20 protein-coding genes and 1 pseudogene are annotated in these 24229 nt (G+C 64.5%); 9 read left to right on the forward strand and 12 right to left on the reverse strand.

Translation table 11 applies throughout. The features are described 5' to 3' along the window. The 5 genes from NV1_RS31280 to NV1_RS31300 are packed head-to-tail and all read right to left on the reverse strand — an operon-like array spanning position 1 to position 3666. Positions 1 to 855 (reverse strand): fumarylacetoacetate hydrolase family protein, encoded by an 855-nt coding sequence (locus NV1_RS31280; protein WP_067899593.1) that lies wholly within the window; start codon positions 853 to 855, stop codon positions 1 to 3. After that, positions 852 to 1358, reverse strand: coding sequence for a YybH family protein (locus NV1_RS31285; protein ID WP_067899595.1), 507 nt, complete (start codon positions 1356 to 1358; stop codon positions 852 to 854). The genes NV1_RS31280 and NV1_RS31285 overlap by 4 nt, the downstream gene beginning before the upstream one ends. Beyond that, a complete protein-coding gene (locus NV1_RS31290; RefSeq protein ID WP_067899597.1) occupies positions 1355 to 2137 on the reverse strand; it encodes an SDR family oxidoreductase in 783 nt (260 codons plus the stop codon). The genes NV1_RS31285 and NV1_RS31290 overlap by 4 nt, the downstream gene beginning before the upstream one ends. Before the next feature lie 27 nt (positions 2138 to 2164). Further along, positions 2165 to 3439: an FAD-dependent monooxygenase gene (locus NV1_RS31295; protein ID WP_067899691.1), complete on the reverse strand. Its 1275-nt coding sequence runs from the start codon at positions 3437 to 3439 to the stop codon at positions 2165 to 2167. Positions 3440 to 3477: 38 nt separating this feature from the next. Continuing rightward, positions 3478 to 3666: a hypothetical protein gene (locus NV1_RS31300; RefSeq protein ID WP_067899599.1), complete on the reverse strand. Its 189-nt coding sequence runs from the start codon at positions 3664 to 3666 to the stop codon at positions 3478 to 3480. A gap of 316 nt (positions 3667 to 3982) precedes the next feature. Between NV1_RS31300 and NV1_RS31305 the strand changes: the two genes are divergently transcribed. The 7 genes and pseudogenes from NV1_RS31305 (at position 3983) to NV1_RS31335 (ending at position 13361) form a co-directional block, all read left to right on the forward strand. Beyond that, positions 3983 to 5032 (forward strand): amidohydrolase family protein, encoded by a 1050-nt coding sequence (locus tag NV1_RS31305; RefSeq protein ID WP_067899600.1) that lies wholly within the window; start codon positions 3983 to 3985, stop codon positions 5030 to 5032. A 47-nt stretch (positions 5033 to 5079) separates the two neighbouring features. After that, positions 5080 to 6396 (forward strand): DUF3500 domain-containing protein, encoded by a 1317-nt coding sequence (locus tag NV1_RS31310; RefSeq protein WP_084526029.1) that lies wholly within the window; start codon positions 5080 to 5082, stop codon positions 6394 to 6396. 56 nt (positions 6397 to 6452) lie between these two features. Next, positions 6453 to 7448, forward strand: a complete 996-nt coding sequence (gene hpaD, locus NV1_RS31315; protein ID WP_067899602.1) for a 3,4-dihydroxyphenylacetate 2,3-dioxygenase — start codon at positions 6453 to 6455, stop codon at positions 7446 to 7448. A gap of 73 nt (positions 7449 to 7521) precedes the next feature. Beyond that, a pseudogene (locus tag NV1_RS31320) lies at positions 7522 to 8214 on the forward strand (RraA family protein); the annotation flags it as partial. Then, positions 8214 to 8999 carry a 2-oxo-hept-4-ene-1,7-dioate hydratase gene (gene hpaH / locus NV1_RS31325; RefSeq protein ID WP_067899696.1) on the forward strand — a complete coding sequence of 262 codons (786 nt, stop codon included), beginning with the start codon at positions 8214 to 8216 and terminating at the stop codon, positions 8997 to 8999. The pseudogene NV1_RS31320 and the gene hpaH, both read left to right, overlap by 1 nt. After that, positions 8984 to 9781: an HpcH/HpaI aldolase family protein gene (locus tag NV1_RS31330; RefSeq protein ID WP_067899604.1), complete on the forward strand. Its 798-nt coding sequence runs from the start codon at positions 8984 to 8986 to the stop codon at positions 9779 to 9781. The genes hpaH and NV1_RS31330 overlap by 16 nt, the downstream gene beginning before the upstream one ends. 328 nt (positions 9782 to 10109) lie before the next feature. Then, on the forward strand, positions 10110 to 13361 hold the full coding sequence (locus tag NV1_RS31335) for a protein kinase domain-containing protein (RefSeq protein ID WP_067899607.1): 3252 nt from the start codon (positions 10110 to 10112) through the stop codon (positions 13359 to 13361). A 366-nt stretch (positions 13362 to 13727) separates the two neighbouring features. On the opposite strand, the gene NV1_RS31340 is transcribed toward NV1_RS31335, so the two are convergent. The 4 genes from NV1_RS31340 to NV1_RS31355 form a co-directional block, all read right to left on the reverse strand. Continuing rightward, positions 13728 to 14627 carry a LacI family DNA-binding transcriptional regulator gene (locus NV1_RS31340; protein ID WP_245714015.1) on the reverse strand — a complete coding sequence of 300 codons (900 nt, stop codon included), beginning with the start codon at positions 14625 to 14627 and terminating at the stop codon, positions 13728 to 13730. A 255-nt stretch (positions 14628 to 14882) separates the two neighbouring features. Continuing rightward, a complete protein-coding gene (locus tag NV1_RS31345; protein ID WP_307630597.1) occupies positions 14883 to 16769 on the reverse strand; it encodes an MFS transporter in 1887 nt (628 codons plus the stop codon). Then, on the reverse strand, positions 16702 to 18042 hold the full coding sequence (locus tag NV1_RS31350; protein ID WP_067899613.1) for an aminomethyltransferase family protein: 1341 nt from the start codon (positions 18040 to 18042) through the stop codon (positions 16702 to 16704). The genes NV1_RS31345 and NV1_RS31350 overlap by 68 nt, the downstream gene beginning before the upstream one ends. Before the next feature lie 147 nt (positions 18043 to 18189). Next, positions 18190 to 19524, reverse strand: coding sequence for an aminomethyltransferase family protein (locus tag NV1_RS31355; RefSeq protein WP_067899616.1), 1335 nt, complete (start codon positions 19522 to 19524; stop codon positions 18190 to 18192). 104 nt (positions 19525 to 19628) lie between these two features. Between NV1_RS31355 and NV1_RS31360 the strand changes: the two genes are divergently transcribed. Continuing rightward, the gene (locus tag NV1_RS31360) at positions 19629 to 20105 is read left to right on the forward strand and encodes a MarR family winged helix-turn-helix transcriptional regulator (RefSeq protein ID WP_067899618.1); all 477 of its coding nucleotides are present in this window, start codon (positions 19629 to 19631) and stop codon (positions 20103 to 20105) included. 1 nt (position 20106) lies between these two features. Here the strand turns inward: NV1_RS31360 and NV1_RS31365 are convergent, their stop codons facing one another. Together NV1_RS31365 and NV1_RS31370 are read right to left on the reverse strand one after the other, a co-directional pair. Then, positions 20107 to 21417, reverse strand: a complete 1311-nt coding sequence (locus NV1_RS31365) for an anthranilate synthase component I family protein (RefSeq protein ID WP_067899620.1) — start codon at positions 21415 to 21417, stop codon at positions 20107 to 20109. Between the two features lie 2 nt (positions 21418 to 21419). Continuing rightward, positions 21420 to 21980 carry an anthranilate synthase component II gene (locus NV1_RS31370; protein ID WP_067899622.1) on the reverse strand — a complete coding sequence of 187 codons (561 nt, stop codon included), beginning with the start codon at positions 21978 to 21980 and terminating at the stop codon, positions 21420 to 21422. A 399-nt stretch (positions 21981 to 22379) separates the two neighbouring features. Between NV1_RS31370 and NV1_RS31375 the strand changes: the two genes are divergently transcribed. Then, entirely contained in the window at positions 22380 to 23330 is a 951-nt protein-coding gene (locus NV1_RS31375) for a LysR family transcriptional regulator (protein ID WP_245714011.1), read from the forward strand. Between the two features lie 22 nt (positions 23331 to 23352). Here NV1_RS31375 and folP read toward each other — a convergent pair whose 3' ends face one another. Continuing rightward, positions 23353 to 24210, reverse strand: a complete 858-nt coding sequence (gene folP / locus NV1_RS31380) for a dihydropteroate synthase (RefSeq protein ID WP_067899624.1) — start codon at positions 24208 to 24210, stop codon at positions 23353 to 23355. Between the last annotated feature and the right edge of the window lie 19 nt (positions 24211 to 24229).

Raw genomic sequence — 24229 nt, forward strand, 5'->3', positions numbered from 1 at the left:
TCATGCCTCCGGTATCACGGTGTTCTCGATGGCGCCCAGGCCGTCGATTTCGGCGCGCACGATATCTCCCACCTCGAGGAAATTGCCTGTGGGAGCGCCGATTCCGGATGGCGTGCCGGTGGCGAGGATGTCGCCGGGCATGAGCGTCATCACCTGTGTGAGGTAGGCGATCTGCTCGTAGATGTCGTAGATCATGTCGTTGGTCGACCAGTCCTGGCGGATCCGACCGTTGACCGTCAGGGTCATATGCAGATCCAGCGGGTCGACGATCTCGTCGTCGGTTGTCAGCCACGGCCCGATCGGTCCGTGCGTATCGAAGGACTTGCCGAGGGTGAAGGTCGGAGAGCGCTTCTGCAGCCAGTCCCGTACCGAGACATCGTTCGCGACGACATACCCGGCGATAACGGACCGCGCATCGTCGACCGACACATGCCGGCACTGTTGGCCGATCACGACGGCCAGTTCGATTTCGTAGTCCAACTCGTCGGAGACACCGGGTTTCACGATGGCGTCATAGGGGCCGACGATGCAGGAAGTCTGCTTGTTGAACCACATCTGGCTCGTGGGAATCGGAATACCGGCCTGCCGTGCCTCCTCGGCATGTTCCTTGTAGTTCATGCCGATGCCGAGGTACTTCTGCGGATTGTCCACCGGCGCCTCGAGTATGACGTCGGTCAGTGCGTGGCTGGGGCCCTCGGCGGCGAGTATCGTCTCTTTCAGTCCGTCGAGCCGGGGCAGAATCGCGCGCAGCGACGTTCCGACGCCGGAAACGTCGGAGATGTCGATGAGGCGGTCGCCGTCGACGCGACCGAGCCGGGAAAGGCCATCGGCGAGGTGAAATCGCGCAATTCTCATGGTGTTTCTTCTCCGCTGTTCGCTCTGGTGTCGATGGTGTCGCCCTCGTCGTCGGTGACGAGTTCCGATGCGAGAGCGGGCCAAATATGTTCACCGTCGGGAGTCATCTGGAAGCTGACGAACTGCCAGGCTCCGTTCTCGCGACGCCGGAGCACCTGGGTGGCCATGCCGGCGATCACGCGCTCACCGCCGTCGGGTGAGCGAAGGCGGTTGATCAGTCGTCCCGTCATGATCGCGACGTCGCCGCCGATCATCCGTATCCGGAGATTCTCGCGACGCATCTCGATGTAGGCCTGGCGCTTTTCGACGTGTTCGAGGAGTTGGGGCTTGCTGTGGGTCAGTCCGGGTGCGTGGATGTGCACCAGTGTTTCGTCGAGCAGTTCGCTCAACGCCGCAGTGTCGGCAGCCATCAATGCCTTGTGCCGGCGTTTCTCGACGGCGAAGATCTCCTGCCGGGTCGCGTCGCCCGCGACGGTCACCTGCTTGGGGTCGACTCTGTTCATATCAGTCCTTCGTACGATCCGCCGTCGAGTTGCAGGTTCTGCCCGCAGATGTATCCGGCCTGCGCCGAGCACAGGTACGCACATGCGTCGCCGAACTCCTCCGGTCGGCCCAGCCGCCGGGCGCCGATCGTCGATGCGATCCGGACGCGCGCCTGCTCTCGGGTGATGCCGTGGGCGCTCATGAGTCGCTGGGCCATGAACTCCTGCCTCGGGGTGTCGAACCGTTCGGGCAACAGGTTGTTGATCGTCACGTTGTCGGCGACGACGTCCTTGCTGATGGATTTGCTGATCGCGGTCAGCGCTGCACGGGCCGAGGTGGACAGACCCATGTCGTGGGCGGGGCTCTTGACCATCGCCGAGGTGATGTTGACGATGCGGCCGAACCGCCGCTCTCGCATCCCGGGGATATAGGCACGCATGAGTTCGACCGCCGGCACCATGTTGGCGCGCACGGCGCCCAGCAGCGAATCCTCATCCCAGTCATCGAGCCCGCCCGGTGCAGGACCTGCGTTGTTGGTGACCAGGATGTCGACCGCGGGTAACCGTTCCACGATCGCGGCGCGGCCGGATCTCGAGGTCAGATCAGCGCTGATCCAGTGCACTGCGGCGCCATCGATGCCGGCGCGAAGCGCGTCGGCGGCCTCGGCCAATTTCGCGGCGTCACGTCCGTTGAGGACGACGGCCACACCTTCGCGTGCCAGTGAGCGCGCACAGGAGTAACCGAGTCCCTGAGACGACGCCGCCACGAAGGCAGTGCGTCCTGCGAGTCCTAGATCCATGGTTGCCGGGTCCTTTCGGCCGCGAGGTCAGTGCGCGATCCGCGCGTACCGGGTGCGGAACCCCGTTGCCGCACCGGCCTCGTGCCCAGGGCGCGGCTGGCCCACCAGAGCGTGGTATTTGCTGAAGATCTCATCGGCCTCGGCCAGCGGCAGGACATCGTCGATGTCGTCGAACCGTTGTCCGTTCGTTCGTTCTTCGACCATGCGCCGGATGACTTCGTAGCCCTCGCCGCGGTGCGACATCACGATGCCGTTGACCATGGCCAGGCGCTGGGCCTCGAATGCCACGATCGCCTCGTGCGGATCGTCGATGGTGGCGAGCTTGTCGGCCAGGACGGCGCCGTCGACGATCGACTGGCACGCACCGTTGCCGCCGCGTGGGTACATCGCGTGCGCGGCATCGCCGATCAGCACGACCCGGCCGTCGACCCAGGTCTCGAGCGGATCGTGGCGGATCAGCGGGAACAGGTAGACTTCGCGGGCGTTGCGCAGCATCTCCTGCACGTCCAGGATCGGGATCTCGGTCTGGTCGTAGTAGTGGATGACCTCGTTGATCGAGCCGAGCTGGTTCCAGTCCTCGATGGACTCGTCGCGGGTGGCTTCGACGACCCAATTCACCAGGGTCTTGCCGGTGCCCTCCCAGTTGTCGGCGATCGGGTAGACGATCATGCTGGAGATTTGGGGGGCGCCGATGTGCAGAATGGTGCCGCCGGTGCCGAATGGTTCCATGAGGGTGGTGCCGCGCCACATGGTGATGCCGGAGTACACCGGGTCCGCGCTCTCGGGATGCATCTGCCGGCGAATCACGGACTTGATGCCGTCCGCGGCGATGACGAGATCGGTGGTGATCTGCTCGGTGGAGCCGTCGGCGTGCTCGATGTCGAGGGTGACCTTGTCGCCGTCCTGCCGGTATCCGAGTGTGCGGGCCCCCAGGACGACCGTGTCCTCGCCGAGACGTTCCAGGACGGTGCGGTACATCAGCATCTGCAGGACACCGCGATGTACGAATCGCTGTTCATTCAGGTAGCCCATGTGGGTGCCGCAGAGCTCGGCGTAGATCTCCTGGCCGTACTTGTTGTAGAAGACCGATTCCTGGGCATCGACCGAGATCGCGCGGAACTCCTCGAGGAGACCGAGATCCTGGAATTCCTTGGTTCCGTAGACCTTGACGTCGATACCGACGCCCAGGGGCTTGAGTTCGGTCACCGTCTCGTAGATGCGCGGGCGGAAACCCTTCTGGTGCAAGCGGAGTGCTGCTGCGAGGCCGGCCGGGCCGGCTCCGATGATGGCGATGTCGATCATCGTGGTCTCATTCTCTTTCGGGGGTGCGACCTGTGTTGTCACAGGGGAGGGGCGGAGCTTTCCGATGCACTGCGCGCGTTGTAGCCGATGGCCTCGGGTGCGGCCGATGAGGCCGAGCGGGATTCGTGAAGCTCCGCGAGCCCGAACGTGTCGTGGATCAGCAGGATGCCGATCATCCCGGTGTTGTCGGGGCTGTATTCGACGTCGCGAGATATCAAGCCCGTCATCCGCTGGTAGTCCTTCCTGCGGCCGTTCGGCGTGCTGGTGCCCAGGCCTCGTTGCCGGTGGGCTCATGGGAGAGCCTGTCGTGCGGCGCTGAAAGTGTCGGTTGGCACCCATTGCCGAGGTATGTATGATTTCGAAATCAGTATCTTTATAGCAGAGATATGGATCACCAGCGCAAGAGGAACCGGCTTTCGGTACGCAGCCCTCACCAACCGGCGCCTCGGCAAGGCCCGACGCCGATCGGCGCCTCGATATGGCGGTGGGCGGTACGCGTATCAGGCCGAACACAAGCAGAACGAAGAAGAAGGAGAAGTCCGAATGACTGTCGTCGACATCAATATTCACCACGTCCCGGAGGATCTGTTCACCAACCAGAAGACCCTCGACGGATTCCTGAACAGTGCGCCACGTGGGTTCGGCGAGATCGCTCGCGTGGAGACGATGGACAGTGGTAAGCATCATCTGATTCTCGAGAAGCCGGCCGGCTACCAGAACCTCAACTACGTCGAGGGCGACTACTCAGCCGAGGCGAAACTCGCCGCGATGGATGACGCCGGCGTCGATTACGGCATCATGCGCGTTCCGGTGTGGCAGGAATGGCTGGGGCTCGACACGTGCAAGGTCGTGAACGACAACGCTTTCGAGGTCGCCAAGCGCTCGGAAGGGCGGCTGTTCACGACCGCGTGTGTTCCTCCGTGGGGTGGTAAGGAAAACATCTATGAGCTCGAGCGCTGCGTCGGTGACCTGGGTGCGGTCGGCGTGCAGCTGTCCTGCCACTACGGCCAGCTCTACCTGGACGACCCGGTATTCGAGCCGTACCTGAAGGCCATCGAGAAGCTCGGCATCCCGGTTATCGTGCATCACACACCGCTGCCGGTCGAGTGGCGCTCGGTGATCGACTACACGAACCTTCGCCGTGAGTTCGGTCGCATCGTCGACCAGGCGACCGCGGTGGGCCGTGAGTTGTTCAGCGGGATGTTCGATCGGATGCCCGGCCTGCGTTTCGTCCACACGATGCTCGGCGGCAACTGGTTCGCCAACCAGGAGTTGCTGATCCCGCACATGTCGAACAAGAAGGAAGCGCTGGTTCGTCTCGATCCGACCGGCGGCAAGGAGATCAAGAATTACCTGGAGCGCAACATCTTCTTCGACCTGACCCACCCGCACTCGTGGGGCAAGGACCAGGTCGAGTGCGCGATCAAGGTCGGCGGAGCGGACCACTACCTGTTCGGCTCGTCGTTCCCGGTGTTCTACGGCTGGATGAGCCAGGGCGTCAACTTCATGCAGAACGAGCTCGACATCACCAGCGAACAGCGCGATCTGATCATGTACGGCAACGCCAAGCGGATATTCAACCTGCCGATCTGAGGCGTCCGGCGATCGGAGACAGATCACCAACACCGAGGTAGTGAGCGATGAGTAAGGACAAACCGCAGCGCGGCGGTGACGACATCGACGGTTTCTTCTCGACCGCGCGGACGGCCGGACGTGAAGAAGCTGTCGAACTCCCGACCGATGGGTACACGGAGTATCTGTTCGACCACGATGACCCGCATATAGCTCAGTTCCGCGGGATGACCTACGAGGAGTTCGCGACCGACCGGTATCTGTCCGCCGATTTCCTCCGTGATCTGCTCGACGACTGGGACGAACTGCTCGACGAGCCGTTCGTCGGCATCACCTCCGACGGTGTCGTCCGGGAGGGGCTCTACCCCCTCCCGGACGTGCCCGCGACCGATGACTCCGAGGTGGTCGCCGCAGCGCAGAAAATACTGGCACTGCTGGCCCCGGAGGAGCGCGAGAAGTTCACGCACTCGTTGACCGACAATGATTTCCGGGCATGGAGCAATCCGGAGTTCGTATTCCATCGGGTCGGTCTGCGGCTCGAGGACCTCGACGAGAACAAGTCCGACGCATTCTTGGCGCTCGTGCAGGCGTCGCTGAGTCCGGAAGGATACGAACGAGTCCGAGAGGCTATGGCGCTCAACGGTTTCCTCGGGAGCTTGGTGGACCTGCCGGCCATCATGAACAACCGCAGCTACTGGGCTTCGCTGTACGGCACACCCTCGATCGGTGGCGCTTGGGGCTGGCAGCTTTTCGGCCACCACGTCGCGGTCAACTTCGTGTCGGTGGCCGGCCGGCATGTGGCCGCGCCGGTGTTCATCGGCGCCGAGCCCGCGATCTCGGACGGCGCGCGCCCACCGATCTTCGAGGCGCGTGAGCGGCTCGCGATCGAGCTCGCGTCGTCGCTGACCCCAGACCAGCGGGCGAAGGCTGTGGTCTACGAATCCGTGCTGGATCCATCGATGCCCGGCGACCGCCTCCACCCGGCAGACGAACGGCATGTCGCGGGCGCGTTTCGCGACAACCGCGTGGTGCCGTACGAAGGCATCGGGGCCGGCGAACTCGACGAGCACCAGCGGGGGCTGCTGCGCTCGATCGCCGAGGACTTCCTGCTGCTGCAGCATCCACAGCGCGCCCTCACGATGGCCGAGTTCAACGCTCACCTCGATGAGACCTGGTTCTGCTGGTATGGCGCAACCGACGGCACTCAGCCGACCTATACGCGCATCCAGAGCCCGGTGTTTCTGGCCGAACTGGACCACCACGCGGGGGTATGGCTGACCAACCGGCTACCGGCCCGGTTCCACGTGCACAGCACTTTCCGGCTGCCCAACGGCAACGACTACGGGCGCAGATACATCGCTGAATGGGAGGCGCGCTCTGGTTGACGGCTGACCCCGCCAGAGTGTGCCACGAAGTCTCGTTCGCCCCGTTTGGAGTCATCATGCTACCTGTCACAAACCCGAATCCGGCCTTCCAGATCACCCGCGCAAGCCACGTGACCATGTCCGTCACCGACTTGGCGAAAAGCCGCGACTTCTATCGCGACGCTATCGGGCTCGTCGTCACCGAGGAGACCAGCGACACCGTGTATCTGCGCGGTCTGGAAGAGGCTGCGCACCACAGTCTGGTCCTCGAACAGTCCGATATTCCTCGGGCACGTCGAGTCGGGTTGCGGGTACGCACCGATGAGGACATCCGCCTCGCCGAGAAGTTCCTCGCGGACAACAACATCGAGCACCAGCGAGTCGAGCGCGAGCACCAGGGCGCAACCCTGCAGTTCCGGGACCCCGTCGGGACGCTGATGGAGCTCACCTCCGAGATGGACGTCGTACCCCGCAAGATGCAGAACTTCGATGAGTTCACATCCGGTGCGCCGCAACGCATCGATCACTTCCAGGTCGTCACCTACAACGTGCAGAAGGCCACCGATTTCTGGACCGGACTGGGTATGCGTATGTCCGAGTACACCGCCAAGGACGGCACCGACGAGTTGTGGGGTTCCTGGATGGAGGTCAAGGGTAACACCCACGATCTGGTGTTCACCAATGGCAGAGGCCCGCGACTGCACCACTTCGCATTCGCCGTACCCGATGCCACCTCGCTCATCCACGCCGCCGACGTCGTGGGGGCGCTCGGGTTCGGCGACGAGATCGACCGCGGCCCGGGCCGGCACGGCATCAGCAACGCCTTGTTCCTCTACCTGCGCGACCCCGACCAGCACCGCGTCGAGCTGTTCAACACGCACTACCAGTTCATCGACCTCGAAACGCCACCAATCCGCTGGGACGTCACCGATCCCCGGCGTGCACAACTATGGGGCATGCCCGCATCGCGTCGCTGGTTCTTCGAGGCCAGTGAATTTCCCGGCGAACAGGTCCACGAACCCCTGCTGCACGCCACGCCGGAAACCCTCGAGGGCTACCTCGGCATCCACTGAACGAACGGAGCACACGATGACGAGCGAGGCGGCGACCGCGGCGAATACATCGACTGAAGGTGCGGAGTTATCGCCCACGTTGCGGACCAAGCTGAAACGCGCGCCCGTCGCGGGTCTGTCGGCGCAACTGCGCAAACGCGGGCTGAACAATGTGACGATCGAGGGGGTGCGCCCCCTGACACCGGGGGTGAAGATGGTGGGCACGGCAAGAACGCTGCGGTTCGTGCCCAACCGGGAAGATCTCTTCGCCCGCCACGGTGGCGGATACAACGCGCAGAAGCGGCTCTTCGACACCGTTGGCGCGGGGGAGATCATCGTGATCGAGGCGCGCGGAGAAACCGGCTCGGGCACCTTGGGGGATGTGCTCGCGCTTCGTGCGCACGCCCGAGGTGCGGCCGGGATCGTCACCGATGGTGGTGTCCGCGATGTCGGTGCCGTTGCGGCTGTAGGCATTCCGGTCCACACAGTCGGCGGGCATCCAGCCGTGCTCGGACGTAAGCACGTCCCTTGGGACATCGACATCACGATCGCCTGCGGCGGGACCACGATCCAGCCCGGCGACATCGTGGTCGGCGATGACGACGGTGTGATCGTCCTGCCGCAAGCCCTGGCCGAGGAGGTCGTGGACTCCGCGCTCGAGCAAGAGGACGAGGACGCGTGGATAGCCACGCAGGTCTCGGCTGGATATCCCATCGAAGGACTGTTCCCCATGAACGCACAGTGGCGCGAGAAGTACGAGGCGTCGCGAGCCGAGGCGGAGCGCTGATGCTGCCCACCGAGACGATCACCGCGATCGCGGACGAACTTGCCGAGGCCGGACGCAGCCGCGGTGTGATCCCGCGTATCACCGCCCGTTACCCGGATGCCGGAATCGATGACTCCTACGCCATTCAGGCACTGTGGCGCGACCGCAATATCGCCGACGGACGCCGTCTGGTCGGTCGGAAGATCGGCCTGACCTCGCGAGCCATGCAGGCCGCCACCGGAATCACCGAACCCGACTACGGAGTCATCTTCGACGATACGTTGTGGGAGAACGGAGCGGTCATCCGCTTCGATGACTTCTCCAACGTGCGCATCGAGGTCGAACTGGCCTTCGTGCTCGCCCAGCCGTTGCGGGGACCGCATTGCACCGTGTTCGATGTCCTGCGGGCCACCGAGTTCGTCACCCCCGCCCTGGAAATCCTCAACTCGCACATCGAACTCGAAGGCCGCACGATCGTCGACACCATCGCCGACAACGCCGCCTACGGCGGTCTCGTGCTGGGCGGCAATCCGGCGGCGCCGGCCGATATCGACCTGCGATGGGTATCTGCCCTGCTGTACCGCAACGAGGCCATCGAGGAAACCGGTGTGGCGGCCGGCGTCCTGAACCACCCCGCCACCGGTGTCGCGTGGCTGGCCAACAAACTGCACCAACACAACACACACATCGGCGCGGGCGAGATCATCCTCGCCGGATCGTTCACCCGCCCGGTGTGGATCGAACGCGGGGACACCGTGCTCTGCGACTATGGACCGATGGGAACCATCTCATGCCGCTTCCGCTGACCCCCACCTTTCGGGACGTTCTCACGTCACGGTCCCGTCCACTGGCAGGGATGTGGGTGTGTTCGGGCAGTGCACTCGCTGCCGAGATCTGTGCGGGCAGCGGACTGGACTGGCTGTTGATCGACATGGAACACGGGCCCAACGGACTCGAATCGGTCCTCGCACAGCTACAGGCGATCGCCGCATACTCGATCGCGCCGGTGGTTCGCGTGCCGTCGGGCGACCCCGTGCTCATCAAACAGATCCTCGACCTCGGCGCCCAGAATCTGCTGGTTCCCATGGTCTCATCCGTGGAACAGGCCCGCGAACTCGTCGAGGCAGCACGCTATCCGCCGCGTGGTCGGCGCGGTGTCGGCTCCGCTCTCGCGCGGTCGGCGCGTTGGAACCGCGTCGAGGGATACCTGCCGGACGCCGACTCCTATGTGTCGCTGTTCGTCCAGGTCGAAACGATCGGTGCGGTCGATATCGCCGGCGACATCGCCGCTGTCGACGGTGTCGACGGTGTTTTCGTCGGCCCCTCGGACCTGGCCGCGTCCATGGGCCTGATCGGACAGCAAACGCATCCGGATGTCCTCGCCGCTGTGCTTCGAGCCTTCGACACAGTCCGCGCGGCTGGAGTTCCGGTGGGGGTCAACGCGTTCGATCCCGTCGTCGCCGACAGGTACCTGACTGCGGGCGCCGGCTTCGTACTGGTGGGCGCCGATGTCGCGCTCCTGGCACGCGGTTCCGAGGCATTGGCGGCCCGCTTCACAAGCGCTGTGGACGTCGCTGCGTCCGAATGACGCCGCGGCCGATAGCGGGTCTGTGCTGTCGCAACCATGACCCGCACGTTGCCGCCGAAACCTTTGTGGAGGAGCGCCTGTCGAGTCCGAGCGGATGGGTCGAGTAGGAGACGGCGATCCTGCGCACGACGACATTCCGTCTCGGCGCAGGCGGAATCGACTTCCAGGTGCCGGCTGCGGTTGAAGAACAGCTGGCAAGTCACCATCGAAAGCAGCGAGTACTCGTTACCGATCTGTCGACGCTTTGGACGATACGCTGGGTATCAGCGAAAGGTGAGTGCATATTGCCCGGTGTCCGGAGAGATACTGGTCGGATCACAGTCTGCCGATGACCGATGTCGATCCGCTGCGAACGCGTCGTGACGCGGTGACGGCTGTCACCGCGGAGTTGGCCACTGCTGGTTTCGAGACCGCAGTGGAGATCGGGCGTGGGGGTTTCGATGTGGTGTATCGCTGCAGGCAGGTAGCGCTGGACCGGACGGTCGCGGTAAAGGTGCTGACCGCGGAATTGGACGAGGATAATCAGGCTCGGTTCGTACGGGAGCAGCGCGCGATGGGCCGGTTGACCGGGCATCCGAACATCGTCACCGTGTTGGAGGCCGGTACCACAGTGAGCGGGCTGCCCTATCTGGTGATGCCATATCACCCGCTGGATTCCCTGGACACGTGGATCCGCGAAAATGGTCCGCTTCCTTTGGAGCGGGTGCTGCAGATCGGGGTGAAGATCGCTGGTGCGCTGGAGAGCGCCCATCGGCTCGGTATCGTGCACCGGGACGTGAAACCGGGGAATATTCTGCTTACCGAGTACGGTGAACCAGCGCTGACGGATTTCGGTATCGCGCACATCGCAGGTGGGTTCGAGACCACAGCGAGCGTTGTCACGGGATCACCGGCATTCACCGCACCGGAGGTACTCGAGGGGGACGATCCGACGTCGGCCGCGGATGTCTACGGACTTGCCGCCACCCTGTTCTGTGCACTGACCGGGCATGCCGCATTCGAGCGTCGCAGCGGCGAGAACATGGTCGCGCAGTTTGTCCGGATCACTACCCAGCCGTTGCCCGACCTGCGGGACAACGGCATCCCCGAGGACGTGTCGGCGGTGGTGGAAAGAGCAATGAACCGCGACCGCCATGAGCGACCGTCGGTGGCGGAGCTGGGGGAGACACTTCGGCAACTGCAGCAGCGCCACGGGTTCTCGGTCGATGAAATGGCGCTGCAGGGCGAACCGGGTCTCGAGCATCCCGGCCAGCAGCCACCGATGCCGGCACGGCGCAAGCCGACCGCTGCTACTCGGGACCACAGTGGCAATCTGCCGCTCGAGCTGACCAGTTTCGTCGACCGGCGCGCCGAGATGTCGGAGCTGAAGAACCTGCTGTCGAGCGGCCGGCTGGTGACGTTGACCGGAACCGGAGGCATCGGCAAGACACGACTGGCGCTGCGCGCGGCATCGAGTGCACAACGCGGTTTTGCCGATGGTGTGTGGTCGATCGAACTGGCTGAGCTGTCCGACCCGGCGCTGCTGGTCGAGGTGGTGGCAGCCACCCTCGGTGTGCGGAACGAATCGGCAAGTCCGCTGCTCGAGGTTCTCATCGACTTCCTGAGCTCGCGAGAAACTCTGCTGGTTATGGACAACTGCGAACAGGTCGTGGAGGCCGTGGCCAAGTTGACCGCGACGCTGCTCCGGAACTGCCCGGAGCTGCGGATCCTCGCGACCAGCCGCGAATCGCTGAACATCGCCGGGGAAACGGTGATGTGGGTGGCACCCTTGACCGTCCCGGAGCTCGACCTGGAGCCGACGCTGGCCGGGCTGCCCCGCTTCGACGCGGTGACGTTGTTCGCCGACCGCGCCGCGGCAGCAGTGCCGGGTTTCGAACTCGACGAGGACAACAAGGCCGCCGTCACCGGAATCTGCGCCCACCTGGATGGGCTGCCGCTGGCGATCGAGCTTGCCGCGGCCCGAATGCGCACGATGTCGCCGCAGCAGATCCTGGCTCGGCTCACCGACCGGTACGCGCTGCTCACCCGTGGCAGTCGCACCGCGCCAGAGCGGCAGCAGACACTGCGGTGGTGTATCGACTGGAGCTATGGGTTGTGCACCCCAACCGAACAGCGGTTGTGGGCCCGGCTGTCGGTATTCGCCGGCAGCTGCGAACTCGATGCCGTCGAGCAGATATGTGATACAGACCTGGCGCCGGAGACGCCGCTCGATGTGCTGTCCTCCCTGGTGGACAAGTCGACCCTGGTCCGGGACGCTTCGGAGACGGTTGTGCGTTTCCGGATGCTCGAGACCGTTCGCGACTACGGCCGGGAAAAGCTACGAGAGTCCGGCGAAGACACCGAGCTGCGGCGACGTCACCGCGACTGGTACCGGCAGTTGGCGCTGGACGCGGAAGCCGAGTGGATCAGTGACCGGCAGCTCGACTGGATCGCCCGCATCGAACGCGAGCTACCCAACCTGCGCGAAGCACTCGAATCCTGCCTCTCCGAGGACACCCGGCAAGCAGCCCGAACAGGACTGCGCATCACCGCCGCGCTCTACGATTTCTGGAGTTTCTCCGGTCTGTTCGACGAAGGTCGATCCTGGATCGACCGCGTTCTCGCTCACCCCGGCGCGCAATCGGTACCAGACCGCATCAAGGCGCTCTGCGTCGGCTGTCGGCTAGCCGCGCCGCAAGGGGACGTCCAGTCCGCGGCCGCCTTCTTGCAGCAGGCGCGAGCGCTCGCCGAACAGACCCCCGGCCCCGTGATCCAAGCGCAGATCGCCTACGCGGCCAGCATTCTCGCACTGGGTAGCGGCGAAGCGGCCAAAGTGTCGTCCCCCCTCGAACCTGCCGTCGCGTTGCTCAGCTCGAACAGGACGCAGGCACTGTATATCGGCGCTCTGACCGCTCTCGGCTGGGCACACGAAATATGCGGCGACATGGGTCGAGCGAGCGAACGTTACCGCCGAGTGCTTTCCATTACTGAAGCGCAAGGTGAATTCCTCTATCGTTCGGCCGCGCTACGCGGCTTGGGCGTGGCCGCATGGCAGCGCGGCGAACTCGACCGTGCCGAACAGTTGCTTGAAGAGTCACTGCGAGTGAACCAGGGACCGAACAGCCCGGTGCTCACTGCGTTCAGCCTCGAGTCTCTGGCTTGGACTGTCGCCGACCAGGGTGATGCCGAGCGCGCGGCCGTCCTGATGGGAGCCGCGCAGGGACTCTGGCGAGCTGGAAGGATGAGTACTGCTCTGCTGAACATCGCGCACGAGGACTGTGAGCAGGCAATACGTCGTCTCCTAGGCGTGCGCAGGTTCGACGCGGCATTACGGCGAGGCCAGGCGATGGGGATGGGCGCTGCTGTCGGTTACGCGCTCGGCGAACAACCTGCCAGCACAACGCGTGCATCCATGTTATTGACCAAGCGCGAGCGGCAGGTCGCCGACCTTGTCGCCCAGGGACTCAGCAATAAGCAGATCGCCGCCAAACTGGTGATCTCGCAACGTACCGCCCAGGGTCACGTCGAACACATCCTGACCAAACTCGGCTTCGGCTCACGCGCTCAGATCGCTGCCTGGATCACGGAGGAAACAAAATAAGAGCGTCCTTGACCTCCGCCCGACGTCCGGCGGCCGAACACAGCGTGCACCCCGCTCCACCTCGAGGCTATCGGTTGCCCGCCCACAACCCGATCACCCCCACCAGCTGCGCCTGCGTGGTGCCCGCGATGCCGGTGCGGCACAGGCCTGCTGTTACCCGTTCACCCACTGAGCGCCTCGACCACCACTCGAATATCCAACCGGGCCGCACAACGGATCCGGCCGAGCGCCAGAGATGAGTTCGATGCCGCCGAACCCCCTGCTCGCGCAATCGGCTCAGGACGACGATCCCGTGGATCAGATACCGCCGGTATTACTTGCAAGCCTCGCCTACCGGGCACTGTGAATCCGGCGAACGACGGGCGATCAAACCGACTCTCGGACCAGGACCCTCGCGGGGGCAGCGACCAGATCGCTCGCATCCAGGCCGAGGACCCCACGGGCGGCACGGCGTCCGTGCGCGTCGGCATCGATATGCACAGTGGTGAGGCCGGGCGAGGAGAGCACAGCGTATTCGGTCGCGTCATAACCGATGATCGCAAGATCGTTCGGAACCCGGAGCCCAAGCACTCCCGCGCACTTGAGCACCCGCAGCGCGATCTCATCGGTGAAGCCCGCGATCGCAGTCACCGCGTGCTCCTCGGTGAATATGCGCAACGCATCGACTCCGCCGGCATCCGGACGAGGGAGGGAAAGCGAGAGCAAGGGCGGGAGTCCGAGCCCTTCGACCGCCTGACGGGCAAACTCCCTGCGGACGTGACCGAACGGCGTAGTGTGCACGGGCAGTGCCATCGCCAGACGTTCGTGCCCATGCTCCGCGAGATAACCCATCTGAAGCGCGGTATTGGCGGCGAGGCCATCTTTCCAGCCGCCATCCGCGAGCTCACGCCCAGTGGTGTAGTGGGATGCGAAGTCCACCACTGCCCGCGGCAGCATCATGTGCTCGAGCTGAGTGGTCGACCGTTCGGTCGGGTGACCGTGCTTCACCACGAGGATATGGTCGTTCTTGGCGAGCTCGTCGTCGAGGCCACTGATATAAGAGCGCGAATAGTTGCCCTCCAGACTCTGGTCGACGTTCAGCACAACGATCCGCGAGGCCCCCTCCCGCATTGCTCTGGCGATACCGTCCGGCACATACCCGAGCTCTCTGGCCGCCCGGAGGACTCGCTCGCGAGTGGGGGCGGAGATCGTCTGCGTGGGCGTGTTGTTGATGACGAACCCCACCGTTGCGGGCGAGACGCCGCTCGCTGAAGCGACGTCGCGCATCGTCACGCGCCGTCCGACCATCGGCCCTCCATCTCTGGACGTCATCCCGGCTGTGCACCACCGATACACGAGGTGAGAAATTTGTGCGACCACCTCGAGGTAGCCTATCGCTTGGACGATCTAGTGGCGAATGTTATTGCAACCGCATTGGCTCCTGATGTGGGTAAGCACATCGATTTGGCGGCTCCCGCTTTTCCTCCGATCCACCCCCATGATGCCCCGCTGATGCAGCCGTCCATCGGCACGGTGGCCGTGCTACATCCGGGTCTTCCGCACACCGATCAGCGCCAGAGCAAGGGCGCCCGCCAACAGCATGCCGATGCCGCCGATCAGGGCGCAGCTGTGTAGGGCGTCGCTGAAGCCCGCGCCGTACGCGGCATGTGCGAGTGCGGTGCCTTGCCCGGTGTCCAGATGCAGAAATGCCCCTGCCTGAATGCCGGCCTTCGACACGACACCGAGGACCTTGCCCTGGTCGCCGGTGTCCAAGCCGGCTCCGGCGAGGTGGCCAGGCAGTGTGGCCAGCAGCCGATGGGTCAGGACGACTCCGAACACGGCGGGCCCCAGCGCACTGCCGACCTGCCGGAGTGTGCTGTTGGCCGAGCCCGCGGTCCCCGCGAGTTGCGGTGGCACGCTGTTGACGGCGATCGTTGTGATCGGTGCGACTGCGAGCGCGATGCCCAGGCCGAGCATCGCGATGACGACCACGAGGGTGGCGGTGCTGGTGTCGGTAGTGAAGGATCGCATGCACAGCGCCCCGATCCCGGCGATCAGCAGCCCGGCGATCAGTACGAGTCCCGGCGTCAGCCGGTCCATCATGCGGCCGAGCGCCGGGCCGAGCACGACGGCGAAGCCGTTGAGCGCGATGAGCCGGATGGCGATGTCCAGCGTCGAGTAGTGGCGCACGAGGCCGAAGTACTCGCTCAACGCAAACACGAGACCGACCTGGGCGAACAGTGTGATCGTCATGACGAGAGCGGCGCCGGAGAACGCGGCGGATCGAAACAAATGGAGGTTGAGCATTGGTGCGGTGGAACGCAGTTCGACCACCACGAAGGCGGGCAGCGCGACTGCGGCCAGCACGAACGCACACATGGTGATGGGCGCGCCCCAACCGGCGGCTCCGCCTTCGATCACGCCGAAGACCAAGCCCGTGAGTGCGACGATGGCGAGTATTTGCCCAGGCAAATCGAGGTGGCGGGCATGTTCGGCGCGGGACTCGGTCAGCACGGTGGCTGCAGTCACGAAGGCAACCGCCCCCAGGATGAGGGGCGGCAGGAAAATCCAGCGCCAGCTCGCATGCTCGGCGATGAGGCCGCTGAACACAGGTCCGAGCGTCAGCCCCAGCCCGAGGGAGCCGGTCCACAGCGCGATAGCGGCGGCCCGCCTGCGATGGTCCGTGCGAACGTGGCCGATCAGAGCCAGGGTCGAGGGCATCAGGGCAGCGGTGCCAATGCCTGCGAGCACAAGTCCCCCGCAAACCTGTGCCACGCTACCTGCGGTGAGGCAGACCATCCAGCCGACGCAGAACACCGCCATTCCGCCGAGATAGACCTTCTTCCTGCCGTACAGCTCTCCGAGCGTTCCGAAAGTCAGCACCAGAACGGCGGTCGGCAGGATGAACACGTCCGTGATCCATTGGAGTTCGCTGGTGGAGGCACTCAACCCTCGTCCCAGGATCGGCAGGGCCGCCGATATACCCACGAGCGGAAGATAGGAAACGAATGCTCCGAGGCACGCCACAACGATGGTCGCTGCACTATGCACCGGCTGGGCGGACACGGACGACGGTACGGCTCGGGACGGCCGCTGGGATTTGTTCTTCATCGGGGCAATCGGTTCCTTTTCCGGGGTACTGCTCGCATGGCCGGGTACAAGCTGTGGACCGGGTAGGGCCCGTCCCGCCTGGAGGCTGAAACACTGCTGGTCGCGGGCCGCGTCCTCGCGCCCGTCCGTATTCCGAGTCACGTTGTTTCTCCTCGGGCTCGTCGAGATGAAGTCAAGGGTGTGCCGGGTTGGCGGCCCGACGCGGCACTTCTCTCGGGGCACAGCCGTCGGAACGATCGCGGATGGAGAGTCAGCCGGCGTTCCGTCGATAGAGCGTCCGGGCCATCTCGTCGAAGGGGCAGGGTTGCACGGTGGCATGCAGTCGCGGGAAGCCGAGATCCGCGTCGGGTGCTGTTCCGGCGCCCGGGTGCTCACCCCAGACGACCTCGACTCGGGTGCCCGGCTCGGCGAACTTCTTGTCGATCACGGCCAGCGCGAGGACCGTGCCCTCCGTGTCGAGCCAGCCGCTCTGGAAGGTCACCCCCACCAGAGCATCCTTGGCCTCGACACGATTGCGCCAGTAGTGGTGCACGAAGCCTGGATCCTCACCGAGCACCCGATGGATGTCGGCCTTGTCGAAGACGAGCGTGACCTTGGTGCGAGAGGTGTTCTTCTCGGCCGCTGCCAACGCGGACCTGCCGATGAAGTCGTGGTTGAACGAGATCGACCGGCCGTAGCCGAGCTCGTACGGCGAGGTGTAGTAATCCTCGATGTTGTCGGAGTAGAAGCTGCCTTGCAGGGGCTTCATGCCCTCGTAGGAGTAGAGCGGGATCGACTTGCGATAGTCGAGGAGTTCGGTGTCGGTGTAGATGGCTGGTGTCGGCGAGGGAATCCAGCCGCTGCCCAGGCAGGAGGTCGGGTAGGACAACGCCCCTTGATGTACCAAGCCGAACGGCTCGCCGGCCTTCATCAACGCGTCCTTGACGAAGGCCGCGTCCGCCCAGTCGCCGAGAAATTCGAAGCCGGGCTGGCCGGCCATTCCGTGCCGCAGGGCGCGGAATGTCCTGTCCTCCAGGCTCACCAGAGTCGAGTGGAGGAACTTCGTCGCCGGCAGTGGACTACCGAAGGCACGCTCGATGAGCTCACCGGCCAGCGGCCCCTGAATCTGGTAGCGGAACAGCATCGGTCCCACGTCCGCCGGGCGAGCTGAGGTTTCCCGGTTGGTGTCGAACACGACGTCGAAGCCGAGCTTGCGGGCGTGATACATGACCCAGTTCTGAGCCGCAGGCACGCCGCTGAGGACGTAGCGTTCCTCGGACTCCTTGAACAGGATGCCGTCGGTGATGATATTCCCACCCTCGCCGATGGGCACGAATTGCTTGGCCTGGCCGATCACGAAGGATTCGTAGTTGTTGGCGCTGGTCGCGGCCAAGGTCTTCGTCGCCTCCGGTCCTTCGACCACCGTGTCGGACATGTGGTGCGAGAGATCGGCGATGGTCACCGTGTCGAACCAGGCGTGCTGTTCCGCCTTCCAACCGGCGTACTCCTTCTCGACCACCTCGGGGGTCCATGCCGGTGTGCCCGGCTTCCACAGCAGATCGACAGCGGATCCGGCCTGCTCGATACCATCGTGAAGAGTGGGACCAGCCATGACATTTGTTCCTCTCGGCCACAGTGACGCCGATCACTAGATCATCCTAGTGAAGGCTAGGTTCGCGATCGCACAGCAACAAGGGCTCGACCCCGGCGTCTGCCGCATGCATAAGTTGCACGTGGCACACGCCGGGTGAGCCGGACGTCAGTCCTGGCGGTAGCCGGCGCGGGCGTACTCGTTGTACGGGCAGGGCTGCACAGTCGCGCGGATACGCGCAAGCCCGAGATCGGCGTCGGGGGCCACATCTCCGCCGGGGTGGTTACCCCACACGACCGTCACCTCGGTGCCGGCCTTGGCCATGTCCTCGGACACCAGAGCCAGGCTCAGCATCGTTCCGTACGGATCGCTGAACGCGGTGTATTCGGTGACACCAGCCAACGTGCCATCGTGCTCGACGCGCTGCTTCGCCAGCGTGTTGACGATCCCGTGGTCAGCCCCCAGCGCCGCCTCTACGTCGTCGGCCCGCATCACCAACGTCACCTTGTGGCGCCGATCAGCGTCCTTCAACGCCCGCAGCGCGTCACGGCCCAGGAAATCGTGATCGAACGAGATCGACCGCCCGTAGTCGAGTTCGTACGGCGTCAGGTAATAGTCGGCGATGTCCGGCGAGTAGAAGCTCCCGTGCAGCGGCTGCATGCCGTCCGGAGTATGTAGTGGCAGCCATGAGCGATAGGCATTCTGAGGCGCGGTGGCGTCGTAGATCGCGGGGATCGGCGCGGGGACCCATCCTCCCTCGGCCTGGGCCGTCGGGTAAGCCAATGCGCCGACGAGTTCGAGCCCGAACTGCTCCCCAGCCCTGATCAGCGCCTCCTTCACCGGGGCGTGGTCCGCGTAGTCGCCGATGAACTCGTAACCGGGCTGACCGGCCATGCCGTGACGCAGCGCACGGAAAGTCTTGCCGGCAAGGGAAACGTTCGTGGCGTGGAAGAATTTGGTCTCCGGCAGCGGGCCGTCGAAGGCCACCTCGATCAAGTTCTGGGCAGACGGGCCCTGGATTTGATACCGGAAGAACGGTGGGATGTGGTTCGGGTCGCGCGAGCAGTCGGGATCACTACTCAGCTCGACGTCGTACCCACCCTGCTGCGCCTGATAGGTAATCCAGTTCTGGGCTGTCGGACGACCGGTGATGACATAGTCCTGCTCGCCGCGCCGAAGCAGGATGCCATCGGCGATCAGAAAGCCGTTCTCGTTGACGGTGACGAGCTGCTTGGCCTGGTTGATGGCGAAATTCTCATAGTTGTTCGCGCTCAGCTCACTGAGCATCCGCGTCGCGTCCGGCCCCGAAATGAAGGTGTCCCACATGTGGTAGGACAAGTCCATGAGCGCGACAGAATCCCGCCAGGCGGCCTGCTCCTTACGCCAGCCCGAGTATTCCGGCGGGACCACGGGCGGGGTCCATACCCGGGGATTGTCGGTCCATCGAAGCTGTACCGCAGAACCGGCCTTGTCGATACCGTCCTGGAGGCTGGGTGACGCCATCGTGCGTTCCTCTCGTTGAGACTCGTGTCGCACGAGCTCTCTCTTTGACAGACATATGTCATCATAGAAGGCATATGATATCAAGCCCTCCAGGAGGCAGACGCATGGTTGATGGCACGAGGGCGTGGGACGACGAGCTCACCCACGTCCTGTGGCGAGCACAGAACGCCGCGCACCGCCGTGTTCACGAAGCCTTGGACGATCTCGATGTGACCGCGACCCAACTTGGGCTGGCAGTGCATCTCGACCAGCTCGGCCCGTTGTCGGCGGCTGACCTGTCGAGAAGGTTCCACATCGCCCCGCAGAGCATCGGTACTGCGCTCAACCGCCTCGAGAAGCTCGACTGGGTGCGCCGACGCACGCACCCGGTACACGGGCGCGTCGTGCTCTACGAACTCACGGAGACAGGTTTGGCCGGCGTCGCGCGGGGCCGGGAAGCGATGGCGACGACAAATGCCGACATCACGTCCGGCCTGACAGATGACGAGGTCGACACGTTGATCGGACTGCTCCGCAGGATCACGACGGGGATCGACGGCCCCGATTTCCCGGTTGTCTCCGCGTGGCCGGTCCGGACGTAGGTCAGTGACCGACTGGATGGCCAACCTCGAGGCGTCGGTCGATTTCGTCTGCACTGCTCTCGGCGCTGTGCAGCACATCCAGCAGCCGGGTCGCCTTGAAGCGTGTTTCGGCTAGTTCCGATTCGACCTGGGAACAGACGGTGATTCCACCGCCTGTGCCGAACGTCCAGCAGCCGGACCCGTCGGTCACGAGTGACCGGATCACCACCCCGAGATCAGCCTCGCCCGACGTCGAGATCCGGCCGAACGCGCCGGAGTACACACCGCGTGGGCTGTCCTCCACCTCGTCGATGATCTGCATCGTGCGCCGTTTCGGGGCGCCGGTCATCGACCCGGGTGGAAACATGGCACGAATCGCGCCGACGGTGGAGATGTCTTCACGCAGCCGACCGCGAACAGTCGAGACCAACTGATGCACCGATGCGTAACTCTCGACTTCCATCAGTCCAGGGGTGGAGACACTCCCCGGTTCGCTGACCATGCCCAGGTCGTTGCGTAGCAGGTCGACGATCATCAGGTTCTCGGACCGGAAGCTGGGATCGTGTGCGAGACGCGACCGCAGATACTCGTCGTCGTTGTCGGTCGCGCCGCGTGGGGTAGTCCCCTTGATCGGGCGGCTCTCGGCCCACCGTTGGTCGTCGACGGTGACGAAGCGCTCCGGGCTCGAACTCAGGAGCCATGCCCGGGCCTCCGGCACGTCATGCTGAAGAAATCCCGCGTACGGTGCCGGATTGCGGCGGCGCAATTCCAGATAGGTGGAAACCGGAGACCTGTCGCACAGCACCCGGACCCGGTAGGTGAGGTTGACCTCGTAGGTATTGCCGGAATGCAGTTCGTCCTGTACCCGCGCGAAGGCCTCACGATAGGAACGTTCACGGTTCGGCTCGGCCGGATGAGCCACGACGGCGCAGGGCCCCGTCGTGGCGACGGATGGGTGCGTGAAAACCCGGACGTGGGATGGGCACATCCACACGGCGTCCGGGAGGTCCTCACTCGGCCGGGCTGTGAGATCCGGCCTGGCCGCGTACCCCAGATAGCCGAACCACTGTGCATCCGAACGCCCGTTTCTCAGCTCTCGGTCGAGCACATCGAAGATGTCGGTGCCGACCTCCTCGCTCTGGTTGCCTTGGTGCCGGTGAACGACGCCCGAGCGGGCTCCGTAGCTGAGTGAGACGTCGTCGGGCTCCAGCCAACCGATATACGACCGCAGTCCCGACCATTCGCTGCCGGCGGCTCCATCGAGCCAGAAGCAGCGATCGTGCAGTTCGGCGATCTCGCGGAAATATTCGGCTGCCGCGTCGGGTCCGGCCATCGTTACCCCAATCCGAGAAAGTTCGCGATCAACTGCGTACCGTGTTCCGACAGCACCGATTCCGGGTGGAACTGCACGCCTTCGAGCGGACGGGACCGATGCCGGACGCCCATTACCGTCCCGTCTTCACTGCGGGCTGTCACTACGAGGCTGGGTGGAATCACGATGGCCGCGAGGGAGTGGTAGCGCACCGCTCGAAACCCTGCGGGCACGCCGCGGAATACCCCTGCCCCGTCATGGTTGATGGTCGCGACCTCACCGTGCGCCGGCCGGACCGGCGCTACCTGCCCGCCACATACGGTCACGAGGCCCTGGAGGCCGAGGCAAACGCCGAGCACAGGTGTGCGTCCACAGCGCAGGATCGCGGGGCCCAGGCCGAAGCTGGCGGGGTCATCCGGTTGGCCGGGGCCGGGGGAGAGCACGATGTGAGAGTGCGAGCGCATGTCGGATGTGTTCACCTCGTCGTGCTGCACCACGTTTGGCAGCCGACCCGTTACCTCGGCGATCAGGTGGACCAGATTCCAGGTGTAGGAGTCGCGGTGGTCGATGACTAGAACGTCCATGAGCGTGCGTCCTCGGCGGCGTTGTCGCCCGCGTGCAGATCTCGAAGCCGCACCGGCGCGGCTCGCATCACTAGATCCATCTAGTGACAGTAACAGCCTGTCGGTGTCCTCGCAGAAGCCCGATACCGGCAGATCGCGCATGCTGAGCGTGCGCGAAACGCATGCCGCACACTTGCTATCGCGACCGGGCGCACACGGGTCGGCGGAGTGCCGCCGTCCATCGGCCGTCCACCGTCCATAGGTGAGGCGGCCGGTGCGTCTCGCCGCCGGGAGCCATCTTCATCCTCACGGGCCAGGCGTGCTCGTGCGACCGAATGGTCGACTCGACTGCAATCGAACGGCGACCCGTACGCGGAACAACTTGTACGATCTAGTGGCAGTGGTCACAGCATTCGGGCCATGAGAAGACAGATCGCGGAAGGGTGCGCGATGATGGATCGATTACTGGTTATGCGAAGCCTGGTCACGGTGGCCGACACCGAGAGCTTCGCCGGTGCCGCTGAGCAGATGAGGACCTCTGCGTCGTCGGTGTCACGGCATGTCGCCAGTCTGGAGAAGCATCTCGGCGCCCGCCTGGTGAACCGGACCGCTCGCTCGGTGACGTTGACCGAATACGGTCTGCGCTACAGTGAGTTCGCCCGCCGGATCCTGGACGAGATCGAAGAAGAGGACCGGAACCTCGCGGGGCTGGGCACGAGTATCGCCGGAGAGCTCTCGGTGATTTGCCCGAAGTGGCTCGGTGCGCTCGAGTTGGGCGACGCGATCGCGGCCTTCTCGGTCCGCCACTCCGAGGTCGACGTCCGCCTCGATCTCGGCGGTGTTCAGGAGCGGCCGTATGCCTTCCTGGACAGCGGCTTCGACATCTCGTTCCACACCCGTCCGCTCCGCGACTCGCGGATAAAGCTGCGGCGGATCAGCACCGTGCCGTTCGTTCTGTGCGCCTCACCGTCGTATTTGGATCGGCGCGGCCGGCCGGGGGACGTCGCGGCATTGGCCGAGCACGACTATCTGACACATGACCACGACTCGTCGTGGCATTTGGACCTCGGCGGGCGTCGTAACGCACACAAGATCACCCACAGTTCCTTCACGGCCAACTCATATCTCGTCCTGAAGAAAGCCGCGATATACGGACGCGGCATCGCCCTGTTGCCACTTCGCTTGGCGTATCGCGACATCATGACGGGTGAGTTGGAGGCGTTGTTCTCGGGTGCTCATGTCCAGGTGCGCTCATTGTGCGCGGTGTACGCGCCTGCCGCGCCGGTGCCGAGGAAGGTCAGCGCCTTCCTCGACTTCGTGACGCAGTGGATGGAGGAACACCCCGTGCCCCCGCTCGAACCTGCCCGGTGAACCGGCGGCAATACGCAGGGATCTATGGGCGGGCGACCGCGAGCGGACGCAGTGGCCATTCGGGCGTGGGTTTCGGTCGTACAGCGCTTCCGGCGGAAGAAGCGCTCAGGTGCTCGCCGACAGAGCGTGCGATCGTAGTGGCCGTCACATCGTGCACGCGCACCGCCCAGACATTGTGTTGTGCGGCAAGGTGAGCCGACAGAGCCGCAGTGGCCACATCGAGGTCATCGGTCTGCGGTGAGTCTCCGGCCAGTGCGGCGAGGAATCGCTTACGTGATGCCCCGACGAGCACCGGCAGCCCGATGCTCGCGATGTTGTCCAGATGCGCCAGAATTGCCCAATTCTCTGCCGCTGACTTCGAGAATCCGAGCCCGGGGTCGATGACGAGTTGCTCAGGACGAACCCCGGCAGTGTGTGCTCGCGCGATTCGCCGGAGAAGTTCCGCGCGGACGTCGGCGACCACGTCCGTATAGTGAACGAGAGTCTGGCTCGGCCCGCACGAGTGAGTGATGATGTAGCGGGCCTGTGACCGGCTCACCACCCGGTGGATATCGGAGTCGTCTTCGCCGCCGGAGATGTCGTTGACGATGGTGGCACCGGCGCGCACACCCGCGGCAGCGACCTCGGCGATTGTTGTGTCCACGCTGACTTCGATTCCGTGTGAAGCGAGTTCGCGGATCACAGGGATCACGCGTTGCCGCTGCGTTCGTGAGTCGATCCGGGCCGCGCCGGGGCGAGTCGACTCACCACCGACGTCGATGATGTCAGCGCCTTGGGCGGCGAGTTCGAGGCCGCGGGCTATTGCTGCATCGTGTTCGATGTACAGTCCGCCATCGCTGAACGAGTCGGGCGTGACATTGATGATGCCGACGATCTTCATGGCAGGGATCGTTTCCGTA

The organism is Nocardia vaccinii NBRC 15922 (genome assembly GCF_001613305.1).
In the GTDB taxonomy this organism is placed as follows: Bacteria; Actinomycetota; Actinomycetes; order Mycobacteriales; family Mycobacteriaceae; genus Nocardia; species Nocardia vaccinii.

Bases quoted from the DNA above. Each gene is read 5' to 3' on its own strand.
- NV1_RS31280 (WP_067899593.1), bottom strand. From the start codon at position 855: ATGAGAATTGCGCGATTTCACCTCGCCGATGGCCTTTCCCGGCTCGGT.
- NV1_RS31285 (WP_067899595.1), bottom strand. From the start codon at position 1,358: ATGAACAGAGTCGACCCCAAGCAGGTGACCGTCGCGGGCGACGCGACC.
- NV1_RS31290 (WP_067899597.1), bottom strand. From the start codon at position 2,137: ATGGATCTAGGACTCGCAGGACGCACTGCCTTCGTGGCGGCGTCGTCT.
- NV1_RS31295 (WP_067899691.1), bottom strand. From the start codon at position 3,439: ATGATCGACATCGCCATCATCGGAGCCGGCCCGGCCGGCCTCGCAGCA.
- NV1_RS31300 (WP_067899599.1), bottom strand. From the start codon at position 3,666: ATGACGGGCTTGATATCTCGCGACGTCGAATACAGCCCCGACAACACC.
- NV1_RS31305 (WP_067899600.1), top strand. From the start codon at position 3,983: ATGACTGTCGTCGACATCAATATTCACCACGTCCCGGAGGATCTGTTC.
- NV1_RS31310 (WP_084526029.1), top strand. From the start codon at position 5,080: ATGAGTAAGGACAAACCGCAGCGCGGCGGTGACGACATCGACGGTTTC.
- hpaD (WP_067899602.1), top strand. From the start codon at position 6,453: ATGCTACCTGTCACAAACCCGAATCCGGCCTTCCAGATCACCCGCGCA.
- hpaH (WP_067899696.1), top strand. From the start codon at position 8,214: ATGCTGCCCACCGAGACGATCACCGCGATCGCGGACGAACTTGCCGAG.
- NV1_RS31330 (WP_067899604.1), top strand. From the start codon at position 8,984: ATGCCGCTTCCGCTGACCCCCACCTTTCGGGACGTTCTCACGTCACGG.
- NV1_RS31335 (WP_067899607.1), top strand. From the start codon at position 10,110: ATGACCGATGTCGATCCGCTGCGAACGCGTCGTGACGCGGTGACGGCT.
- NV1_RS31340 (WP_245714015.1), bottom strand. From the start codon at position 14,627: ATGCGCGACGTCGCTTCAGCGAGCGGCGTCTCGCCCGCAACGGTGGGG.
- NV1_RS31345 (WP_307630597.1), bottom strand. From the start codon at position 16,769: ATGCCACCGTGCAACCCTGCCCCTTCGACGAGATGGCCCGGACGCTCT.
- NV1_RS31350 (WP_067899613.1), bottom strand. From the start codon at position 18,042: ATGGCTGGTCCCACTCTTCACGATGGTATCGAGCAGGCCGGATCCGCT.
- NV1_RS31355 (WP_067899616.1), bottom strand. From the start codon at position 19,524: ATGGCGTCACCCAGCCTCCAGGACGGTATCGACAAGGCCGGTTCTGCG.
- NV1_RS31360 (WP_067899618.1), top strand. From the start codon at position 19,629: ATGGTTGATGGCACGAGGGCGTGGGACGACGAGCTCACCCACGTCCTG.
- NV1_RS31365 (WP_067899620.1), bottom strand. From the start codon at position 21,417: ATGGCCGGACCCGACGCGGCAGCCGAATATTTCCGCGAGATCGCCGAA.
- NV1_RS31370 (WP_067899622.1), bottom strand. From the start codon at position 21,980: ATGGACGTTCTAGTCATCGACCACCGCGACTCCTACACCTGGAATCTG.
- NV1_RS31375 (WP_245714011.1), top strand. From the start codon at position 22,380: ATGAGAAGACAGATCGCGGAAGGGTGCGCGATGATGGATCGATTACTG.
- folP (WP_067899624.1), bottom strand. From the start codon at position 24,210: ATGAAGATCGTCGGCATCATCAATGTCACGCCCGACTCGTTCAGCGAT.